This window comes from Vogesella sp. XCS3, from assembly GCF_020616155.1.
Lineage (GTDB): Bacteria > Pseudomonadota > Gammaproteobacteria > Burkholderiales > Chromobacteriaceae > Vogesella.
This window is the reverse complement of record NZ_CP085530.1, coordinates 77,501-98,296: the sequence shown is the minus strand read 5'-3', so window position 1 is coordinate 98,296 and position 20,796 is coordinate 77,501. Positions and strand designations below refer to the sequence as shown.

Here is a 20,796-nt window from a genome sequence, read left to right as displayed (position 1 = left end):
CCGGACAAACAAGGACAGGCCATGATCCACTGGTTGAAAAAACTGTTCGGCACCCAGGCCAAACCGGCTGCGGCCATCCCGCGCGGTGCCCTGATCATCGACGTACGCGAGCAAGGCGAATTCGCCAGCGGCCACGCCGCCGGTGCCATCAACATTCCGCTGGGCCAGCTGGCCAGCCGCATCGACTGGCTGAAGCAGCAAAAACCGCCGGCGGTACTGCTGTACTGTGCCAGCGGCATGCGCTCGGCCATGGCCTGCAAACAGCTGCAAAGCGCCGGCCTTGCCAATGTGCAGAACGCCGGCAACCAGGCGCGCCTGGCCAGCCTGCTGTCGAGCCAGCGCCAGGCGGCCTGAACCTGCCACGCGCCGCCGCACAAGCAAAAGCCTCACCCGTCAAACAGGTGAGGCTTTTTCATGCCTGGCCGCCAAACTGTCAAAGCATGCGGCCAAGCTGGCAGCACATAGCCCCTACCCAGCTAGCACCTGGCCAGTAGTAGCCCCAGGCCAGAGCCGCCCAGCAGCACGCTGCAGCTGCGGTTGAACACACCTTGGCCGCGCGGCGTAGCAAACCAGCGCTTGAGCTGCACGCCCAGTGCGGCGTACACGGCGATGGCCACCCATTCCAGCAGCAAAAATGCCACGCCCAGCTGCAAAAACTGCGGCGCCACCGGCTGCGCGGTATCGACGAACTGCGGCAAAAAGGCGGTAAAGATCAGGATGGCCTTGGGGTTACCGGCGGCCACCCACAACTCTTGTCGCATCAGCTCGCGCAGGCCTTGCTGCGGGCGGGTGTCGGCCGGGCCGCTCTGGCTGCCGGCGCGCCACAGCTGCCACGCCAGCCAGAACAGGTAGCCGGCGCCAGCCAACTTGATGGCGGTAAACAACAGCACCGAGCCCTGCAACACCACCGCCAAGCCGGTGGCCGCCAGCGCAATCATCACCGCAAACGCCAGCAAACGGCCGCTACCCGCCACGCACGCGGTACGGAAGCCGTAACGGGTAGCGTTGCTGATCGACAGCAAGTTATTGGGGCCGGGGGCGAGGTTTAGCGCAAAACAGGCAGGCAGGAACAACAACAAGGTGGCAAGCGACATGGCAGGCTCCGGTAAAGAACAAGGTTGGCCGCAAGGGCGAGCCGTTAACTTATCGTTATGCCTGAGTGGCGCGCAAGAAAAACCCGCCGGCGGGCGGCGGGTTGTGTGTGCGATAGCAGGCTCAGGCCGGTGTGCGCTTGAACTTGAGCTTGCCAGCCAGCCAGGTGTGGTCGTAGCTGACAATTTCGAACGGGTTGCCAAACGGGTCCACAAACGAGATCGAGCAGAAAAAACCGTGGTCGTGCACGCTGTCGCGGGCGATGGTCTGGCCGTCGCGGTTCAGCACACGCTCGCCGGCCAACTGGTCTATCCACTCCAGAAAATCCTGTCCGCTCACCACAAAGGCCACCGCACCCGCCAGGCAGCCGGCGCCGGGCTCTTCGCTCACCGCCAGGCGCACCGTGCCGCTGGGGTTGGCCAGCATCATGGCGCCGTGCGGGCCTTCCTGCATGTGCTTGAAACGGGCATCCGGTGCCAGCCCCAGCACGCGGTCGTACCACTCTACGGCCTTGGCACCGTCGCTGACGCGGATATGGATATGGTCGATCTTGCCTAGCGTTAACATGCTTTCCCCTTTAGCGGGCTGCCACATTGCAGCCCGGTAGCTGATTCTAACTGCATTTTAGCCATTGCCTCTGTCGCTTAGTTGCGCGGCTGCAGCAATGGTGCCAGGTAGTGGCCGGTATGGCTCACCGGGTTGGCCGCCACTTGCTCTGGCGTGCCGCTGGCAATGATCTGGCCGCCACCCGCCCCGCCTTCCGGGCCCAGGTCGATCAGCCAGTCGGCGGTTTTGACCACGTCCAGATTGTGCTCGATCACCACCACGGTGTTGCCGTGTTCGCGCAGGCGGTGCAGCACCTGCAACAGCAGATCGATATCGTGGAAGTGCAGGCCGGTGGTAGGCTCGTCCAGGATGTACAGCGTTTTGCCGGTGTCGCGCTTGGACAGCTCCAACCCCAGCTTCACCCGCTGCGCCTCGCCGCCGGACAGCGTAGTAGCGCTTTGCCCCAGGCGGATGTAGCCCAGACCCACGTCCATCAGCGTTTTGAGCTTGCGCGCCACGCTGGGCACCGCGCTGAAGAACTCCAGCGCCTGTTCTACCGTCATTTCCAGCACTTCGGTAATGTTCTTGCCCTTGTACTGTACTTCCAGCGTTTCGCGGTTGTAGCGCTTGCCGTGGCACACGTCGCACGGCACGTACACATCGGGCAGGAAGTGCATTTCCACCTTGATCACGCCATCGCCCTGGCACGCCTCGCAGCGGCCGCCCTTGACGTTGAAGCTGAAGCGCCCCGGGCCGTAGCCGCGTTCGCGCGACAGCGGCACGCCGGCAAACAGCTCGCGTATCGGCGTAAACAGGCCGGTGTAGGTAGCCGGGTTGGAACGCGGCGTGCGGCCGATGGGGCTCTGGTCCACGTTGATCACTTTGTCCAGATGGTCCAGCCCGTGGATGCGGCGGTACGGCGACGGCTCTTCGCTGGCGCCGTTCAGGTCGCGCGCGGCGATCTTGTACAGCGTATCGTTGATCAGCGTGGATTTACCCGAGCCGGACACGCCGGTAATGCACACCAGCATGCCCAGTGGCAGGTCCAGCGTCACGTCTTTCAGGTTGTTGCCGCTGGCGCCTTCGATCTGCAGCATGCGCTCGGGGTTCACCTCGCGGCGGCTGGCCGGTACCGGTATCAGGCGGCGGCCGGACAGGAAATCGCCGGTGACCGAGCGCTCGCAGGCGGCTACTTCGGCCGGGGTGCCGGCTACCAGCACCTCGCCGCCGTGTTCGCCAGCGCCGGGGCCCATGTCCACCAGGTAGTCGGCAGCGCGGATGGCGTCTTCGTCGTGTTCCACCACGATCACGCTGTTGCCCAGGTCGCGCAAGCGCATCAGCGTGGCCAGCAGGCGGTCGTTGTCGCGCTGGTGCAGGCCGATGGACGGCTCGTCCAGCACGTACATCACGCCGGTAAGGCCGCTGCCAATCTGGCTGGCCAGGCGGATACGCTGCGCTTCGCCGCCGGACAGGGTGTCGGCTGAGCGCGCCAGGCACAGGTAGTCCAGGCCGACGTTGTTCAGGAACGACACGCGGTCGCTGATTTCCTTCACGATTTTTTCGGCCACCGCCTGCTTCTGGCCGGAAAACTGCAGCCCGGCAAAAAACGCCGCGGCTTCTTTCAGCGCCAGCTGGTTCACTTCGTGCAGGGTCTTGCGGCCGATAAACACATGGCGTGCTTCCAGGCGCAGGCGCGAGCCTTTGCAAGACGGGCAGCACTGGTTGTTCTGGTACTTGGCCAGCTCTTCGCGCACGGTGCTGGAGTCGGTTTCGCGATAGCGGCGCTCCAGGTTAGGGATGATGCCCTCGAAGGCGTGCGCACGCTGGAACTTGGTGCCGCGCTCGGATACGTAGGTAAACTCGATCTCGTCCTTGCCAGAGCCGTGCAGCACCACGTGCTGTACGCGCTGCGGCAGGTCCTCGAACGCCAGCTCCAGCGAAAAATCGTAATGCGCGGCCAAGGCCTGCAGCATCTGGAAGTAAAACTGGTTGCGCTTGTCCCAGCCCTTGATGGCACCGGTGGCCAGCGTCAGCTCGGGGTGCGCCACTACGCGCTTGGGGTCGAAGAAGGTAATCTCGCCCAGGCCATCGCACTTGGGGCAGGCGCCCATCGGGTTGTTGAACGAGAACAGGCGCGGCTCCAGCTCGGGCAGGCTGTAGCTGCACACCGGGCAGGCAAACTTGGCCGAGAACCAGTGCTCTTGCCCGCTATCCATCTCTACCGCAATGGCACGGCCTTCGGCGTGGCGCAACGCGGTTTCAAAGCTTTCCGCCAGGCGCTGCTTCATGTCATCGCGCACTTTCAGGCGGTCGATCACCACCTCGATCGTGTGCTTCTTGTTCTTGTCCAGCTTGGGCACGGCGTCCAGCTCGTACACCTCGCCGTCTACCCGCACCCGCACAAAGCCCTGCGCGCGCAGATCGTCGAACAGGTCCAGGTTTTCACCTTTGCGGCCAACAATCACCGGCGCCAGGATCATTACCCGCGTTTCTGCCGGCAGCGCCAGCACGTGGTCCACCATCTGGCTTACCGTCTGGCTGGCCAGCGGCACGTCGTGCTCCGGGCAATGCGGGTCGCCCACGCGGGCGTACAGCAGGCGCAGGTAATCGTGGATTTCGGTGACGGTGCCCACGGTAGAACGCGGGTTATGGCTGGTGGCTTTCTGCTCGATAGAAATCGCCGGGCTCAGGCCTTCGATCAGATCCACATCGGGCTTTTCCATCAGCTGCAGAAACTGCCGCGCGTAGGCCGACAGGCTTTCCACATAGCGGCGCTGGCCCTCGGCGTACAGCGTGTCAAACGCCAGCGAGCTCTTGCCGGAGCCGGACAAGCCGGTAATCACCACCAGCTGGTGGCGTGGCAGATCCAGGTTTACGTTTTTGAGGTTGTGCGTGCGTGCACCGCGTATGCGGATGGAGTCCATGCCTGTCTCACCGTGAATCGGGGAACCTGCTACTATACCGGACTTATTGCAGCAGGCTCCAGCAGCCTGAGCAGGCCACATAGCCAGCAGGGTTTACACACCGTCACAGCACGGCAGGAAAACCCCGCTACACTGGCCACCGGCAGCCTTCTCCGCTATGGCAGCTGCCCGTTTGCCACCTCTTATACGCATACACATGACTGCATTAGAACTACGCGCCAGCCTGGGTTTGGCCGGTGTTTACGCCCTGCGCATGCTGGGCATGTTTTTGATTCTGCCCGTATTCGCCCTGTACGCCACCACGCTGAAAGGCGCAGACAATCACGCCCTGATCGGCATCGCGCTGGGTAGCTATGGCCTGGTACAAGCCATGCTGCAGCTGCCACTGGGCATGCTGTCGGACAAGGTTGGCCGCAAAAAAGTGATCTACGCCGGCCTGCTACTGTTTGCTGCCGGTAGCTTTATTGCCGCCCAGGCCGACGACATCTACTGGCTGATGCTGGGCCGCGTCATCCAGGGCGCCGGAGCCATCTCTGCCGCCATTACCGCCCTACTGGCCGACCTTACCCGCGAAGAAAACCGCACCCGCGCCATGGCCATGATAGGCATGAGCATCGGCACCACCTTTGCAGTGAGCCTGGTGCTGGGCCCGCTGCTGGCCAAGCACATCGGCGTGGACGGCATCTTCACCCTTACCGGTGTGCTGTCGCTGATGGCACTGGTAGGCGTGTGGAAGATCATCCCCGACCCCGCCGTGTCGCGCTTTCACTCCGACACCGGCACCAATACCGCGCGCCTGCCGGCCGTGCTGCGCCACCCGGAGCTGCTACGGCTGAACTACGGCATCTTTGCCCTGCACGCCGCGCAGATGGCCATGTTTGTTACCATCCCCTTCGCGCTCACCAGCACCGGTGGCCTGGATAAGTCCGAACACTGGCAGGTATACCTGCCAGTGGTGGTAGCCGGCTTCTTCTTGATGGTACCGGCCATTATCTACGGCGAGAAAAAAGCCAAGCTCAAGCAGGTGTTTGTGGCTGCCGTGGCGCTGATGACCGCCGCCCAGCTGGGCATGGCGCTGGCGCTGTCCAGCTTCTGGCTGATCGTCACCTGGCTGGCACTGTATTTCATTGCTTTCAATATTCTGGAAGCGACACTGCCATCGCTGATCTCGAAAATCGCCCCAGCCGACGCGAAGGGCACCGCCATCGGCGTGTATAATACGGCGCAATCGCTAGGCCTGTTTCTGGGCGCCGCGCTGGGCGGCTGGCTGTACAGCCACCACGGCGCCGCTGGCGTATTCGGCTTTACCAGTTTGCTGATGGGTAGCTGGCTGTGGCTGTCGTTTACCATGACGCCACCCAAGGCCGTCAAAACGCAGATGTTCCACATTGGCGACACCTGGCAAGGCGATGTGGCCACCCTATCGCGCCAGCTGCTGGCGGTACAAGGCGTCAGCGAGGTAGTGATCATGCTGGACGAGCGCGTGGCTTTCCTGAAAGTGGCCCAGCAAGGCTGGGACGAAGCCAGCGCCCGCGCCCTGATTGCCAGCACTTACCCGGCCCAGGCCTGAAAACATACGCAGAGCTGATGCAGCCCTGCAGGGTGGTACACGCTACCGCCCCACATATTGAACAGATTTTTCGGAGGATTCCATGAACAGCATTACTTTTGACGGCCGCCTGGCCGCAGACGCAGAGCTGCGTTACACCCCCAGCGGCGAATCGGTGCTGAGCTTCCGCGTGGCCAGCGACATCGGTTTTGGCGAGCGCAAAACCACCAACTGGTTTAGCTGCCAGGTATGGGGCAAACGTGGCGAATCGCTGAAAAACTACCTGAACAAAGGCCAGCAAGTCACCGTATACGGCCAACTGACCCTGCGCGAATGGCAAGACAAGGAAGGCATCAAGCGCTTGTCGCCAGACGTGCGCGTGAGCGAAATCAGCCTGCAAGGCGGCCGCCGCGACGACATGCCGCCAATGGACGACGGCTACAGCGCCACCCCGCCAGCCCGCCAGGAAGCCCCATCCGCCCCGCCAGCCGCCCCGCGCCGCCAGGAACCCAAGCCTGCCGCCCGCATGGACGACATGGACGACGACATTCCGTTCTAAACCGGCGCTGTTTGCCTGCTAAAACAAAACCCGCCAGCTGGCGTAATGCCAGTCAGTTAACGCTGACTGGCATTTTTCGTTGGATATTTGTGCGCCCTGTTCTTCACCACGCGCGGGCAATGTCGGTCTGGTCTGCGGGGTGGTAGCACAAACAGACTCGACTGCTCCAGCAAGCGCGATAATTGCGCCGGCAACGTACCTGCCGAGCTCAGGCTGGCAAAACACAGCACATTCACTATCGCGTAGCTGGCAGTGTGGAAACTGATCCGGCGCGGCTCTACCTTCGCTTGCGCTGCCATCTCCCGCATCCACCGCCGCAGCAAGGTATACGCAATCAGCACCCCCCATAACTCTTGCCGAACCAAGTCTGGCTGTTTGCTGCGCAACACTGGCTCGGCATGCTGCAGCGATTGTTTGATCTCGCGAAACCCCAGCTCGATTTCCCAGCGTTCGGCATATAGCTGCGCCAACTGCATAGCAGGGTAAGCCTGATGATCCAGCACCGAGGTCAGATAGCGCCGCTTTCGCCCGGCTATCTCTACCTCAATCAGCCGGGCCTGCCAGTAACGGGGCAGCGCGGAATGCTGCTTCCGTGCCTGCGGCGAGACCGGCATGCGAATGAGGGTGTCCCCGGCAGCGAGCTGCATCACGCTCTCGTAACGCAACTTGTCTTTGGCCCGCATCAGCCAGTGCCGCGAAACGCCCTGTTCCTGCCACTGCAGCAGGAAGGCGGCCGAGAAGTAAGCCCGATCAAACAAGGTAATGGAGTGATCCTGCCCCTGCAGACCCGCTGCGAGTGTCAGCTCGCCACGGTCCATACCCCCCATTTGGGCATCCAGTAACTCATGGCTGAGGGTATCCATCAGGCAGACTGCACGGATCTGTGCCCAAGGAAGTGCCCCATGCTGTGTGGCGCAACGGCCAAGCTGCTGCTGATTCTCCGGGGTGTCTGGCGCACACCAGACGATCCCGTCAACGGCCAGTACGCGCAAGGCGTCATGGGTGGGGACCCGGTTCCAGGCTTGCGTGAGCATCCGGAACAGTTGGGCCATCGGCTCGTCGCCAAGGCGCTGACGTGCCTGAACACTGGCGCTGGGTGCGGGTAGGGTTTGTTGATCGAGACTCAGCGCCAATTGCTGTACGACCTGCCATAGCGGCAAGTGGCGAAAGAGTGCCAGGCCAATGACCAGCCAGACGGCATGTTCGGCCGGGAGTTTACGGCGCCGGATAGAGGCTTTACCGGTTACGGCGAGGGCTTGCGCGATCCAGTCTGGGTCAATCAGTGCGGCTAATGCCTCCAGACGAGAAGGGGTATGTGGCAGCGTGTCATTTAATGCGTGTTGTAGCAGGCTCATACAGCGAAAAAGGGAACATGATGAACATGTTCCCTTTTACTGGATTTACAGCGGCAAGCCTTAACTGACTGGCATTACGCCGAAGCGGGCTTTTCATAGGCGGCACCTGCCGACCAACCTCCTGCCCTGCTAGCTCCCCTCCCGCCCCGTATCCGGCGCGCCCAGCTCGCCCAGAAAGCTGTCCAGCACCATATTGCTGCGCCGGCCTTTGCGCACCACCACGCTTAGCGGCGTGCTGTAACGGTATTCGTCGGGGCGGATGGCACGCATCTGGCCGCGCGCTACCCAGCTGGCAGCGTAGTGGTCGGGCAGAAAGCCGATGTAGTGGCCGGTGAGTATCAAAAAGGCGATGCCTTCGCGGTCGGACGCCTTGGCGGTGCAGTGCAGCTGGCCCAGCCAGCGGTGTGCCTCGTCGGTAATGCGGTAATTGGGGAAAATGGCGTGCGCCTGGCGGATGGCGGTGTCGTCTGGTGCGGCTGCGGCAAAAAACGGGTGTTCGCTGCTGCAATACAGTGACGACTGCTCCTCGTACAGCCGCAAATAGGCCAGGCCGGGCAAGGGGTGGGTTTCCGGTATCACGCCCACGTGCAGCGTGCCGTCCAGCACGCCCTGCTCGATGTCGCTGGGCACCATCATGGCGATATTGATACACACGCCAGGGCCGCGCGCGCTGAGCGCCTTCAGTGCACGCGTGATGTGCATGTGCGACTGCGTCACCAGGTTATTGATGATGCCGATGTTCAGATCGCCGCGCAGCTGGTGGTGCAGCTGGTTTACCTCGTCGCGAAAGTCCTCGATGGCCGACAGCAGGATGTTGGCCGCACGCAGTACCTCGCGCCCCTCGTCGGTCAGTGCAAAGCCGGCGCGACCACGGCGGCACAGACATACACCCAGCCGCTTCTCCAGGTCGCCCATGTGCAGGCTGATGGCCGAGCGGCTGATGCCCAGCACGCTTTCGGCGGCAGAGAAACTGCCGCACTCCACCACGGTCTTGAAAATACGTAGCAGGCGGATGTCAAAATCGCTAACCTGCCCCAGCGCTACCGGCTTGTTCATTGGGTGAGCCATTTGTAAACTGAAGTTTGGAAATATTGTATTTAACTTGCGCGATTGGCAAGTCATGCTGTCGCCACATCTGGCCGCTACGCGCTATAAACAACCCATCTACCACACGCACACCCACCCCTATGGCACAGACCGTCTACGAACGCCTACCGCCCAGTGCGGACACCATCCGTCACGCCCTCGCCGCCAGCAAGGCCACGCCTTTCTGGCTGGACGACGTTGACCGCGGCCCGGCCGCACCTGCCTTGCAGGGGGAGGTGCGCAGCGCGCTGCTGATTGTCGGCGGCGGTTTTCTCGGGCTGTGGTCGGCGCTGATGGCCAAGGAACGCCAACCCGGACGCGACGTGGTGCTGCTGGAAGCCGGCCGCGTCGGCCAGGCGGCGTCCGGTCGCAATGGCGGCTTCTGCGAAGCCAGCCTGACCCACGGCGAGGACAACGGCCTGAAGCGCTGGCCGGAAGAGTTTGCCCAGCTGGAAGAACTGGGGCTGGACAACCTGAACCAGCTGGAAGCCACGCTGGCGCGTTACGGCATAGACTGCGATTTCGAACGCACCGGGGTACTGGAAGTGGCGGTGGAACCGTACCAGGTGGCGCGCTTTGACGGCGAAGGCTGCCTGGACGAGGCCGCCATCCGCGCCGAAGTGAACTCGCCTACCTTTCTGGCAGGCCACTGGGACCGCGACGGCACCGCCATGATCCACCCCGGCAAGCTGGTAGCGGGCCTGGCACGCGTGGCGCGCCAGCTGGGCGTGCGCTTTTTCGAGCACAGTGCCGCTACCGGCATTAGTCATCAGGGCGCGCTGGTACGCGTGGACACCGCGCAGGGCCACGTGCTGGCCGAGCGGGTGATTCTGGCCACCAACGCCTTCCCCTCGCTGCTGAAGCGCTACCGCTGGCACACCATCCCGGTGTACGACTACGTGCTGATGACCGAGCCGCTCAGCGCCGGACAGTTGGCCGCCATCGGCTGGCAGCACCGCCAGGGCATTGCCGACGTGGGCAACCAGTTCCACTACTACCGGCTGACGCGCGATAACCGCATCCTGTTTGGCGGCTACGACGCCATCTACCACCTGGGTGGCAAGATCAAGCCGGAATACGAAGAGCGGCCGGAAAGCTTTGAACGGCTGGCCAGCCACTTTTTTACCACCTTCCCGCAGCTGGCCGGCTTGCGCTTCAGCCACCGCTGGGCCGGAGTGATCGACACCTCGTCGCGCTTCTGCGCCTTCTTTACCGACGCCATGGGCGGCAAGGTGGCGCTGGCCGCCGGCTTTACCGGCCTGGGCGTGGGCGCCACACGCTTTGCGGCCAACGTGCTGCTGGACAAGGTAGAAGGCCTGGACACCGAACGCACCCGCCTGCGCATGGTGCGCGAGATGCCGCTGCCCTTCCCGCCCGAGCCGCTAACCTACACCGTGGTGCAGGCCATGCGCTGGAGCCTGGACCGCGCCGACCACAACCACGGCCGCCGTAACGCCTTCCTGCGCGGCATGGACGCGCTGGGCCTGGGCTTCGACTCCTGACTACTGGCTGCGGCCAACCTTGGCCGCAGCTGGCACCGACACTGTTACCGCAACGGAAACCTTGCCATGAGCACACCTGCACTACTGAACAACTACGCCCTGCTCGCCACCACCGCCGAGCTGGCTTACCAGCCGGTAGACCCGGCCAAAGTGGTACACGGCCCGGCCACCGTGGGCGTGGCCGAGCTGGCCACGCTGGGCGATGTCGCCATCGGCGTGTGGGAAATGTCGCCGTCGGTCACCACCGATATCGAAGTGGACGAATGCTTCGTGGTGCTCGCGGGCGACGCCACCGTGACATTTGACGACGGCACCGCGCCGCTGCAGCTGCAGCCCGGCACCGTCGGCTTTCTGACCGCCGGCAGCGCCACCACCTGGACGGTGCGCCAGACACTGCGCAAGATCTACATCGCCCGCGCCTGAAGCGCGGCCTTATCGATGCCTGCCGTACCCGCTACCGGAGACACCATGCAGACCCGCCTCAACTACATCAACGGCCAGTGGCAACCCGCGCTGCTGGGCCACACCCGCGACATTCTCAACCCCGCCAACGGCGACGTCATCGGCGTGGTCGCCGACAGCACGGCCGAGGACACACTGCAAGCCATTGCCGCCGCCAAGCACGCCTTCTACCAGCAAGGCGACTGGCGCCACATGAGCGGCCCGCGCCGCGCCGACATGCTGTACCGCATTGCCGACGCCATCCGCGCCCGTACCGAAGAGCTGGCGCTGCTAGACTGCCTGGACAACGGCAAACCGCTGCGCGAAGCGCGCTGCGACATCGAAGACGCCGCCGCCTGCTTCCGCTACTACGCCGGCCTGATCGGCAAGCCGCAAGGCGGCGTGTACGAGGTGCCGGACGGTTTCGGCCCCATGCACGCCTACAGCCTGCACGAACCGGTGGGCGTGTGCGGCCTGATCACGCCGTGGAATTACCCGCTGCTGATGGCCACCTGGAAGCTGGCGCCGGCGCTGGCCGCCGGCAACTGCGTGGTGTTCAAGCCCAGCGAGCTCACCCCGCTATCGTCGGTAGTGCTGTTCGAGATCTTCCATGAGGTGGGCCTGCCGGCGGGTACGGCCAACCTGGTGCTGGGCAGCGGCCCGGCCGCCGGCCAGCCGCTGGCCGACAGCCACGATGTGGACATGATCACCTTCACCGGCAGCACCCGCACCGGCCAGCTGATCGCCCGCGCCGCGGTGGGCAACCTCAAGCGCGTGGGGCTGGAGCTGGGCGGCAAGTCGCCCAACATCATCTTTGCCGACGCCGACCTGGAAGGCGCGGTGGAGTGGGCGATGATCGGCGTGTTCTTCAACCAGGGCCAGGTGTGCTCGGCCGGCTCGCGCATCCTGATCGAGGCCTCGCTGAAAGACCGCTTTGTCGCCCGGCTGGCAGAGCGCGCCAACGCCATGACCATCGGCCCCGGCGTGAACGACCCGGACATCGGCCCGCTGGTATCCGCCGGCCAGCTGGAAAAAGTGCTGGGCTTCATCGAACGCGCCAAGGCTGAGGGCGCCACGCTGGTGTGCGGCGGCCAACGCCATACCGACGGCGACTGCGCGAATGGTTACTTCCTGCGCCCCACCATCTTCGACAACTGCCGCAGCGAGATGGAAATCTGCCGCGAGGAAGTGTTCGGCCCGGTGGTGGCGATCCAGACCTTCAGCAACGAAGCCGAGGCCATCCGCCTGGCCAACGACACACCGTACGGCCTGGCCGGCGGCGTGTTCACCACCGACGGTGCGCGGGCGCTGCGGGTGATGAAGGCGCTGCGCGCCGGCGTCACCTGGATCAACTGCTACAACCCCACCTTCAACGAAGCGCCGTGGGGCGGCTACAAGATGAGCGGCTACGGCCGCGACCTGGGCGTCAACGGCCTGCTGGAGTATCAGCAGGTGAAACAGGTCAACATCAACCTGCAACCCGGCCCGGTGGGCTGGTACAGCCGCTAGGCAGGATGGCGGCGCTATCCGGCAGGCAGATAGCGTGGGGCGTGCTGGCCCAGGTGTGGGTAGACACGTCCTACGATGCCACCGAGTTGGCCGCATTCCGCGCGCAGCTGGCCGCTACCGGCCTGAGCAGCCGTGAACTAAAGCATATTGCCTACTACGAAGTGTGCGGCGCTTTTGCTTTGTATACGCTGGCGGTGTACGCCAGCGCGGGCATGGCCTTGCCGGACTGGTTCTACGCCGAGGAAGACGCGCAGCAGCAGGTGGCGGCGTGGCTGGCACGGCCACGGCTGCTATCGCTGCTGAACCCTTTCTGGTGGCTGGGCTACCTGCTCGCCATCGACCTGATGGGATCCACCCTGAACACGGTGCTGTCGCCAGACACACCGCCGTCGTGAACCTGCCCTACCGCTGCGGCCAACCTTGCTACCCGGGCAGATAAAGCTTGGCCGCATAACTATTAGCCGCTAACGCAGGCACGAAAAAGCCCTTCCGCAAGCGGAAGGGCTTTTCTCTCTCCAGCACCCTCTCAGGTGCGCGTAACTGACTTACTGGGCAGCGGAAGCCGCAGCGGCAGCAGGGGCGCCGCCACCGATGGTTTCCATTACTTTCCACTCGCCGCCTTCAACCTTGTACACGGTGATGCCGCCGTCTTTCAGGTCGCCTTTGTCATCGTAGGACCAGTTGGACGAAGTTACGCCGGTGTAGTTGATCTTGGCCAGTACCGGCAGGTATTTCGCCGGCTCGGCGGAGTTCGCCTCTTTCATGGCGGCGATCAGCACGCGGGTAGCGTCATAGCCGTACGGGGAGTAGGTGGCTACGTCCATGTTGAAACGTGCCTTGTAGCGAGTTGCGTAGTCCGGGCCCTTCGGCATTTTTTCCAGCGGCAGGCCAGCCAGCGAGGCGATGGTGCCGTCGGCTTCTTTGCCGGCCAGTTTCAGGAAGGTCGGGGTTTTGGTCATTTCGCCGGAGATCAGCGGGGCTTTCAGGCCCAGGCGCTTCATCTGCTTGGCCATCGGGGCGGACTGGGCGTCGGCACCACCGTAGAACACCACGTCAGGCGCAGCGCCTTTGATGGTGGTCAGAATGGCGGCAAAGTCGGTAGCTTTGTCGTTGGTGAACTCGCGTTTCACTACGGCACCACCGGCGGCTTTCACGGCTTTTTCGAACTCGTCTGCCAGGCCTTGGCCGTAGGCAGTGCGGTCATCCACGATCACCACTTTCTTGGCGCCCAGCTTCTCTACCACGAATTTGCCCATTACCGAACCTTGCTGTGTGTCGGAGGTCATGGAGCGGAAGGTGGTTTTGTAACCTTGCTGGGTGAAGGTCGGGGCGGTTGCCATGGCAACTTGCGGCAGGCCGGCGTCGGAGTAGATCTTGGAAGCCGGGATGGAGGTGCCGGAGTTGAAGTGGCCAACGATACCGTTCACTTTGTTGTCCACAAACTTCTGGGCCAGCTGGGTAGCGGTTTTCGGGTCGGCCTGGTCATCTTCTGCCACCAGTTCAAACGAAACCGGCTTGCCGTCGATGGTCGGTTTTTCAGCGTTGGCATCTTCGATGGCCAGGGTTACGCCGTTTTTGTACTCTTCACCGTAGTGAGCCTGTGGGCCGGTCAGCGGGGCTGCAAAACCGATCTTGATGACTTGCGCGCCTGCCGGGGCGGCAGCGGCAGTACTGGAAGCATCGGCGGCCGGGGCTTCTTCTTTTTTGCTGCAGCCGGCAAAAGCCAGGGCAGCGGCAACAGCTACAGTGATGCTGGTAAGTTTGGTCAGTTGCATTTTGTCTCTCTTCTTTATCTCGGGGTTGCTCTTGCCATCTTTGAAACCGTCTGGCCGACGGGAAAACACGGTGGCGGCATTATTTCAATGCCGCCACACCTTTAGCAAGCCTGATCAGTCACCAATGCTCATCAGGCTGGCATTCCCGCCTGCAGCTGTGGTATTGACGCTAAGCGCACGCTCTACTACCAGGCGATGCAGGTTATAGCCACCGCGCTCTACCAGCAGCAGCGGAATCAGTGCGCCATCGCGGCGTGCCAGTGTCTGGCGCAATACTTCGGCATCCGGGCCGGCGTACAGTACGGCAGCCACATCAGCATGATCAATCTGGGCAACGATGGTAACGGCAGTACGCAGCACCGCGGCGACTTTCTGTGCATGCACGCTGTCAGCCAGCAGCACATCGTTACCGGCGGCGAAAGCGGCAACCAGTTGCATCAGCAGGGCTTCCATATTGTCGGCAGCGCAGCCGACAACACCACGCGGGGCAAAGCGCAGGGTATTGTTTTCGCCTGTCGGGCCTGGCAGCACCAGTGCATGGTTCAGCGGGCTTTCGCTACGCGCCTGGGCAATCAGGTCTTGCAGGTGCTGGCGTGCGCCATCATCCAGCCCCAGCTGCGGCAGCGCGGCTTGCAGGGCGTCCAGCTTGCCCAGTACGTGCGGCGTGGCGCTCGGGCTGAGCTGCGCATCCCAGTGGCCACTGGTCAGACGGTACAGGTAGAACGGGCCACCGGCTTTGGGGCCGGTACCGGACTTGCCTTCGCCACCAAACGGCTGCACACCCACTACCGCACCCACGATATTGCGGTTTACATACACGTTACCCGCCTTGATGTTGCCGGTAATGCGCTCGATGGTTTCGTCGATACGGCTATGTACGCCGTGGGTCAGGCCGTAACCGGTGCTGTTGATTTCGGCAATGACCTTGTCGATATCACTACCGTGGAAACGGATCACGTGCAGCACCGGGCCAAATACTTCGCGCTGCAGCAAGCTGATATGGTCGATCTCGAACAGCGTTGGCGCTACGTAGGTACCGTTGGCGCATTCGGCAGTGAGCTTGGCCTGGTAAACGCTACGGGCTTTGTCTTTCAGGCCGTCGATATGGCGCAGCAAGCCTTGCTGGGCTTCGGCGTCGATCACCGGGCCGATATCGGTATTGAAACGGGCCGGGTTGCCGACACGCAGCTCGTCCATGGCACCCTTGATCATGTTCACCACCTTGTCGGCGATGTCATGTTGCAGGTACAGCACGCGCAGCGCCGAGCAGCGCTGGCCGGCGCTATCAAAGGCCGAGCTCAGCACATCGGTAACAACCTGCTCTGGCAGCGCGGAGCTGTCCACGATCATGGCGTTCTGGCCGCCGGTTTCGGCTACCAGCGGCACTTCTTCGCCACGGGTAGACAGCGTGCGGTTGATGATCTGCGCCACCTCGGTGGAACCGGTAAAGATCACACCCTTGATGCGGGCATCGGCAGTCAGCGCAGCGCCCACCACTTCGCCACGGCCAGGCAGGAACTGCAGCACGTCACGCGGAACACCGGCTTCGTGTAGCAGGCGCACGGCGTAGGCAGCAATCAGCGCAGTCTGTTCGGCTGGCTTGGCCAGTACCACGTTACCTGCGGCCAACGAGGCCACGACTTCGCCAATAAAGATGGCCAGCGGGAAGTTCCACGGGCTGATACACACCACCGGGCCCAGCGCCGGGTGGCGGCTGTTATCGAACTCTTCGCGCACCTGGGCAGCGTAGTAGCGGCAGAAGTCCACCGCTTCGCGTACTTCGGCAATGGCATTGTTCAGGGTCTTGCCGGCTTCGCGCACGGCCAGGCCCATCAGCGCCGGCATATTGGCTTCCATCAGGTCTGCCATGCGGTCCAGCGCTTCGGCGCGTTTTGCCGGCGCGGTGGCAGCCCATACCGGGGCGGCACGCACGGCGGCTTGCAGCGCAGCTTCCACGTCTTCGCGGGTGGCTTCCTGCACCTGGCCTACTACGTCCTGATGGTTGGCCGGGTTCAGCACGGCTTGCGGGGCACTGCCATTTGGCTCGGCATCGGCCAGCAGTGGTGCGGCCAACCAGGCTTGCTGCTCGCTAGCCTGCAAGGCGTGCTGCAGCTTTTGCAGCACGTGCTCGTTGGCCAGGTCCATACCGGCAGAGTTCTTGCGGCCGGCACCATACAGCGCTACCGGCAGGGCAATCTTGTTATGTGGCAGGCCACCAAAGCGCGCGGCTTCCGCTACCGGGTCTTCCACCAGCTCTTCGATGGATACGTTCTCGTCCACGATACGGTTCACGAAGGAGCTGTTGGCACCGTTTTCCAGCAGGCGGCGCACCAGGTAAGCCAGCAGGGTTTCGTGCGAGCCTACCGGGGCGTAGATACGGCACGGTTTATCCAGCTTGCCTTTGCCCACAACTTGGTCGTACAAGGTCTCGCCCATGCCGTGCAGGCACTGGAATTCGTAGTCCTTGCCTTCGGCCAGATGGTAAACCGCCGACAAGGTGTAGGCGTTATGGCTGGCGAACTGCGGATAAATCGCATCTTGTGCGGCCAACAGTTTCTTGGCACACGCCAGATAGGACACATCGGTGTACACCTTGCGGGTGTAAACCGGATAGCCTTCCAGGCCATCGACCTGGGCACGCTTGATTTCGGCGTCCCAGTAGGCGCCCTTCACCAGGCGCACCATGAAGCGGTGGCCAGTGCGACGGGCCAGGTCAATCAGGAAGTCGATTACGTACGGGCAGCGCTTCTGGTAAGCCTGTACCACGATACCGATGCCTTCAAAGCCGTTCAGGTCCGGGTCGTTGGCCAGCGCCTCCACCAGATCCATCGAAATTTCCAGGCGGTCGGCTTCTTCGGCATCAATGTTCAGGCCGATGTTGTACTGTTTGGCCAGCAGGAACAGGCCTTTCAGGCGCGGCAGCAGCTCGGCCATCATGCGCTCGTGCTTCATGCGGGCATAGCGCGGGTGAATAGCAGACAGCTTTACCGAAATGCCGGGGCCATTGTAGATACCACGACCATTGGATTCTTTGCCAATCGCGTGGATCGCTACTTCGTAGTCACGCAGGTAGCGCTGCGCATCGTCTTCGGTCATCGCCGCTTCGCCCAGCATGTCGTAGCTGAAACGGTAGCCGCGTGCTTCGCGCTCGCGGCCATTGGCCAGCGCTTCCTCGATGGTTTCACCGGTAACAAACTGCTTGCCAAGCATGCGCATAGCCAGATCCACACCTTTGCGGATCAGCGGCTCGCCACCTTTGGCAATCAGTCGCGTCAAGGCAGAGGACAAGCCCTGCTCGCTGTGGGACGACACCAGTTTGCCGGTAACCAGCAAGCCCCAGGCCGCCGCATTCACGAACAGCGACGCGCTGTTACCCAGGTGAGAAGCCCAGTCACCACCAGAAATCTTGTCGCGAATCAGCTTGTCCGCAGTCAGGCGGTCCGGAATACGCAGCAGTGCTTCGGCCAGACACATCAGCGCAATACCTTCCTGGCTGGAGAGGGTGAACTCGTGCATCAGTGCATCTACACCGCTGGACTTGGTGCGCTCTTTACGTACTTGGGCTACCAGCTTGCTGGCCAGTGCTTTGATACTGGCGACCTGCGTTTCAGGCATAGCAGCCTGCTCCATCATCAACGCTACGCAGTCACGCTCATCACGACGATAAGCAGCAGTAATGGCATCCCGAAGCGCAGTCTGGCTGCGTGCAAACTCTACAAATTGCATGAGTATCTTTCCAAAATCCAGCAGATAAGGTTATCTGACTATTGTATACAAAATATCGGATAACAGTAGTACCAGGCAGATCATGGCAATAAAAAGCGGGCAGCGTGCAATGAATATGCAACAGTACCGTCAGTAGCTTAGCCAAGCGGGTACATTTAGCTAGCGCGGAAGAGAAAATAGTCCCCGCTAGAGAGCTACTTCACAGAGCAGCAAAAGAGACAGGGCCGACTGCGAAGATGCGGAAGCTGTAAAAGACTGGGCCTCACGCCAAAGGAATGCGGCATGGCTCAGTAGGTGATTTGAACAAACCTCACTGCCGACACCGAGATCAATGCATAAAGCCCGCTTTTGCGGGCTTTATGTTGGGTGGGCAGGCTGCGGCCAAGGTTGGCTGCGGGGTGCATGCGGTGTTTTCGCGGCACCAAAGCAAAAGCCCAGCTCGTGTGAGCTGGGCTTGCGTATGGGGCGTCTGGCGGTGTCCTACTTTCACACAGGAATCTGCACTATCATCGGCGCTGAGGCGTTTCACGGTCCTGTTCGGAATGGGAAGGCGTGGGACCACCTCGCTATGGCCACCAGACATAAACTGTCACAAACTTAAAGAAGCCAGGCTGGAAACCTTCCAGCCGGTAGAATTTTCTTGTATCAACCAGCGCTTCATCATCAACAAAGCAACTCAAATGATAGGATCAAGCCTCACGAGCAATTAGTATCGGTTAGCTTAACGCCTCACAGCGCTTCCACACCCGACCTATCAACGTCCTGGTCTCGAACGACTCTTCAGGGAGGTCAAGCCTCCAGGGAAGTCTCATCTTCAGGCAAGTTTCCCGCTTAGATGCTTTCAGCGGTTATCTCTTCCGAACTTAGCTACCCGGCGATGCGACTGGCGTCACAACCGGTACACCAGAGGTTCGTCCACTCCGGTCCTCTCGTACTAGGAGCAGCCCCCGTCAAACTTCCAACGCCCACTGCAGATAGGGACCAAACTGTCTCACGACGTTTTGAACCCAGCTCACGTACCACTTTAAATGGCGAACAGCCATACCCTTGGGACCGGCTACAGCCCCAGGATGTGATGAGCCGACATCGAGGTGCCAAACTCCGCCGTCGATGTGAACTCTTGGGCGGAATCAGCCTGTTATCCCCGGAGTACCTTTTATCCGTTGAGCGATGGCCCTTCCATTCAGAACCACCGGATCACTATGTCCTGCTTTCGCACCTGCTCGACTTGTCGGTCTCGCAGTTAAGCTACCTTTTGCCATTGCACTATCAGCACGATTTCCGACCGTACCTAGGTAACCTTCGAACTCCTCCGTTACACTTTGGGAGGAGACCGCCCCAGTCAAACTGCCTACCATGCACTGTCCCCGATCCGGATCACGGACCAAGGTTAGAACCTCAAACACACCAGGGTGGTATTTCAAGGACGGCTCCACTGAAACTAGCGTTCCAGCTTCATAGCCTCCCACCTATCCTACACAAGTCTGTTCAAAGTCCAATGCAAAGCTACAGTAAAGGTTCACGGGGTCTTTCCGTCTAGCAGCGGGTAGATTGCATCTTCACAAACATTTCAACTTCGCTGAGTCTCAGGAGGAGACAGTGTGGCCATCGTTACGCCATTCGTGCGGGTCGGAACTTACCCGACAAGGAATTTCGCTACCTTAGGACCGTTATAGTTACGGCCGCCGTTTACTGGGACTTCAATCAAGAGCTTGCACCCCATCATTTAATCTTCCAGCACCGGGCAGGCGTCACTCCGTATACGTCCACTTTCGTGTTGGCACAGAGCTGTGTTTTTGTTAAACAGTCGCAGCCACCTATTCTCTGCGACCTCTACTAGCTTCGGACGCGAAGTCCTACACCAACAGAGGCACACCTTCTCCCGAAGTTACGGTGTCAATTTGCCGAGTTCCTTCTCCTGAGTTCTCTCAAGCGCCTTAGAATTCTCATCCTGCCCACCTGTGTCGGTTTGCGGTACGGTTCTTATGCAGCTGAAGCTTAGTGGCTTTTCCTGGAAGCGTGGTATCAGTTACTTCAGGTCCGTAGACCCTCGTCATCACCTCTCGGCCTTAAGGTGCAGCGGATTTGCCTACCGCACCAGCCTACCGGCTTAAACGACCTATTCCAACAGGCCGCTAACCTAACCTTCTCCGTCCCCACATCGCACTGCATAAAAGTACGGGAATATTAACCCGTTTCCCATCGACTACGCTTTTCAGCCTCGCCTTAGGGGCCGACTCACCCTACGCCGATGAACGTTGCGTAGGAAACCTTGGGCTTTCGGCGAGCGGGCTTTTCACCCGCTTTATCGCTACTCATGTCAGCATTCGCACTTCTGATATCTCCAGCAGGGTTTACACCACCACCTTCACAGACCTACAGAACGCTCCCCTACCACGGACACATTAATGTGCCCATCCGCAGCTTCGGTTATCAGTTTGAGCCCCGTTACATCTTCCGCGCAGGACGACTCGACCAGTGAGCTATTACGCTTTCTTTAAATGATGGCTGCTTCTAAGCCAACATCCTGGCTGTCTAGGCCTTCCCACCTCGTTTACCACTTAACTGATCATTTGGGACCTTAGCTGGCGGTCTGGGTTGTTTCCCTCTTGACGATGGACGTTAGCACCCACCGTCTGTCTCCCATGCTTGCACTTTCCGGTATTCAGAGTTTGCCATGGTTTGGTAAATCGCAATGACCCCCTAGCCATAACAGTGCTTTACCCCCGGAA

At 61.4% G+C, this 20,796-nt stretch carries 14 protein-coding genes and 2 rRNA genes (1 of these 16 running past the window's edge); 7 read left to right on the top strand and 9 right to left on the bottom strand.

Going from position 1 to position 20,796, the window contains the following annotated elements; all coding sequences use genetic code 11:
• The first annotated feature begins 21 nt into the window (after nucleotides 1–21).
• Complete coding sequence (locus LCH97_RS00500) at nucleotides 22–354, top strand: rhodanese-like domain-containing protein (protein ID WP_227302883.1); 333 nt, start codon at nucleotides 22–24, stop codon at nucleotides 352–354.
• Between the two features lie 122 nt (nucleotides 355–476).
• Here LCH97_RS00500 and LCH97_RS00495 read toward each other — a convergent pair whose 3' ends face one another.
• From LCH97_RS00495 to uvrA, 3 genes are all read right to left on the bottom strand, one after another.
• Nucleotides 477–1,094 (bottom strand): LysE family translocator, encoded by a 618-nt coding sequence (locus LCH97_RS00495; RefSeq protein ID WP_227302882.1) that lies wholly within the window; start codon nucleotides 1,092–1,094, stop codon nucleotides 477–479.
• 121 nt (nucleotides 1,095–1,215) lie between these two features.
• Complete coding sequence (locus LCH97_RS00490) at nucleotides 1,216–1,659, bottom strand: VOC family protein (protein ID WP_227302881.1); 444 nt, start codon at nucleotides 1,657–1,659, stop codon at nucleotides 1,216–1,218.
• A gap of 77 nt (nucleotides 1,660–1,736) precedes the next feature.
• Entirely contained in the window at nucleotides 1,737–4,562 is a 2,826-nt protein-coding gene (uvrA, locus tag LCH97_RS00485; RefSeq protein ID WP_227302880.1) for an excinuclease ABC subunit UvrA, read from the bottom strand.
• Between the two features lie 196 nt (nucleotides 4,563–4,758).
• Between uvrA and LCH97_RS00480 the strand changes: the two genes are divergently transcribed.
• A complete protein-coding gene (locus tag LCH97_RS00480; protein WP_227302879.1) occupies nucleotides 4,759–6,132 on the top strand; it encodes an MFS transporter in 1,374 nt (457 codons plus the stop codon).
• Nucleotides 6,133–6,214: 82 nt separating this feature from the next.
• Nucleotides 6,215–6,670 (top strand): single-stranded DNA-binding protein, encoded by a 456-nt coding sequence (locus LCH97_RS00475; RefSeq protein WP_017508765.1) that lies wholly within the window; start codon nucleotides 6,215–6,217, stop codon nucleotides 6,668–6,670.
• 56 nt (nucleotides 6,671–6,726) lie between these two features.
• On the opposite strand, the gene LCH97_RS00470 is transcribed toward LCH97_RS00475, so the two are convergent.
• Together LCH97_RS00470 and LCH97_RS00465 are read right to left on the bottom strand one after the other, a co-directional pair.
• Nucleotides 6,727–8,025 carry an IS4 family transposase gene (locus LCH97_RS00470; protein ID WP_227302878.1) on the bottom strand — a complete coding sequence of 433 codons (1,299 nt, stop codon included), beginning with the start codon at nucleotides 8,023–8,025 and terminating at the stop codon, nucleotides 6,727–6,729.
• A 129-nt stretch (nucleotides 8,026–8,154) separates the two neighbouring features.
• Nucleotides 8,155–9,081, bottom strand: a complete 927-nt coding sequence (locus LCH97_RS00465) for a LysR family transcriptional regulator (RefSeq protein WP_227302877.1) — start codon at nucleotides 9,079–9,081, stop codon at nucleotides 8,155–8,157.
• A 131-nt stretch (nucleotides 9,082–9,212) separates the two neighbouring features.
• Here LCH97_RS00465 and LCH97_RS00460 point away from each other — a divergent pair, with 131 nt between their 5' ends.
• The 4 genes from LCH97_RS00460 (at nucleotide 9,213) to LCH97_RS00445 (ending at nucleotide 12,958) form a co-directional block, all read left to right on the top strand.
• Nucleotides 9,213–10,613 carry an FAD-binding oxidoreductase gene (locus tag LCH97_RS00460; protein WP_227302876.1) on the top strand — a complete coding sequence of 467 codons (1,401 nt, stop codon included), beginning with the start codon at nucleotides 9,213–9,215 and terminating at the stop codon, nucleotides 10,611–10,613.
• Nucleotides 10,614–10,679: 66 nt separating this feature from the next.
• On the top strand, nucleotides 10,680–11,036 hold the full coding sequence (locus LCH97_RS00455) for a cupin domain-containing protein (RefSeq protein WP_227302875.1): 357 nt from the start codon (nucleotides 10,680–10,682) through the stop codon (nucleotides 11,034–11,036).
• A 45-nt stretch (nucleotides 11,037–11,081) separates the two neighbouring features.
• Nucleotides 11,082–12,563 carry an aldehyde dehydrogenase family protein gene (locus LCH97_RS00450; RefSeq protein WP_227302874.1) on the top strand — a complete coding sequence of 494 codons (1,482 nt, stop codon included), beginning with the start codon at nucleotides 11,082–11,084 and terminating at the stop codon, nucleotides 12,561–12,563.
• Between the two features lie 5 nt (nucleotides 12,564–12,568).
• Nucleotides 12,569–12,958 (top strand): hypothetical protein, encoded by a 390-nt coding sequence (locus tag LCH97_RS00445; protein WP_227302873.1) that lies wholly within the window; start codon nucleotides 12,569–12,571, stop codon nucleotides 12,956–12,958.
• A 150-nt stretch (nucleotides 12,959–13,108) separates the two neighbouring features.
• Here the strand turns inward: LCH97_RS00445 and LCH97_RS00440 are convergent, their stop codons facing one another.
• The 4 genes from LCH97_RS00440 to LCH97_RS00425 all read right to left on the bottom strand — a co-directional run.
• Nucleotides 13,109–14,338, bottom strand: a complete 1,230-nt coding sequence (locus tag LCH97_RS00440; protein WP_227302872.1) for a branched-chain amino acid ABC transporter substrate-binding protein — start codon at nucleotides 14,336–14,338, stop codon at nucleotides 13,109–13,111.
• 114 nt (nucleotides 14,339–14,452) lie between these two features.
• Nucleotides 14,453–18,064 (bottom strand): trifunctional transcriptional regulator/proline dehydrogenase/L-glutamate gamma-semialdehyde dehydrogenase, encoded by a 3,612-nt coding sequence (gene putA, locus LCH97_RS00435; protein WP_227302871.1) that lies wholly within the window; start codon nucleotides 18,062–18,064, stop codon nucleotides 14,453–14,455.
• A gap of 467 nt (nucleotides 18,065–18,531) precedes the next feature.
• Nucleotides 18,532–18,644: ribosomal RNA gene (gene rrf / locus LCH97_RS00430) — 5S ribosomal RNA — on the bottom strand.
• 105 nt (nucleotides 18,645–18,749) lie between these two features.
• Nucleotides 18,750–20,796, bottom strand: a 23S ribosomal RNA gene (locus tag LCH97_RS00425) (it continues 844 nt past the right edge of the window).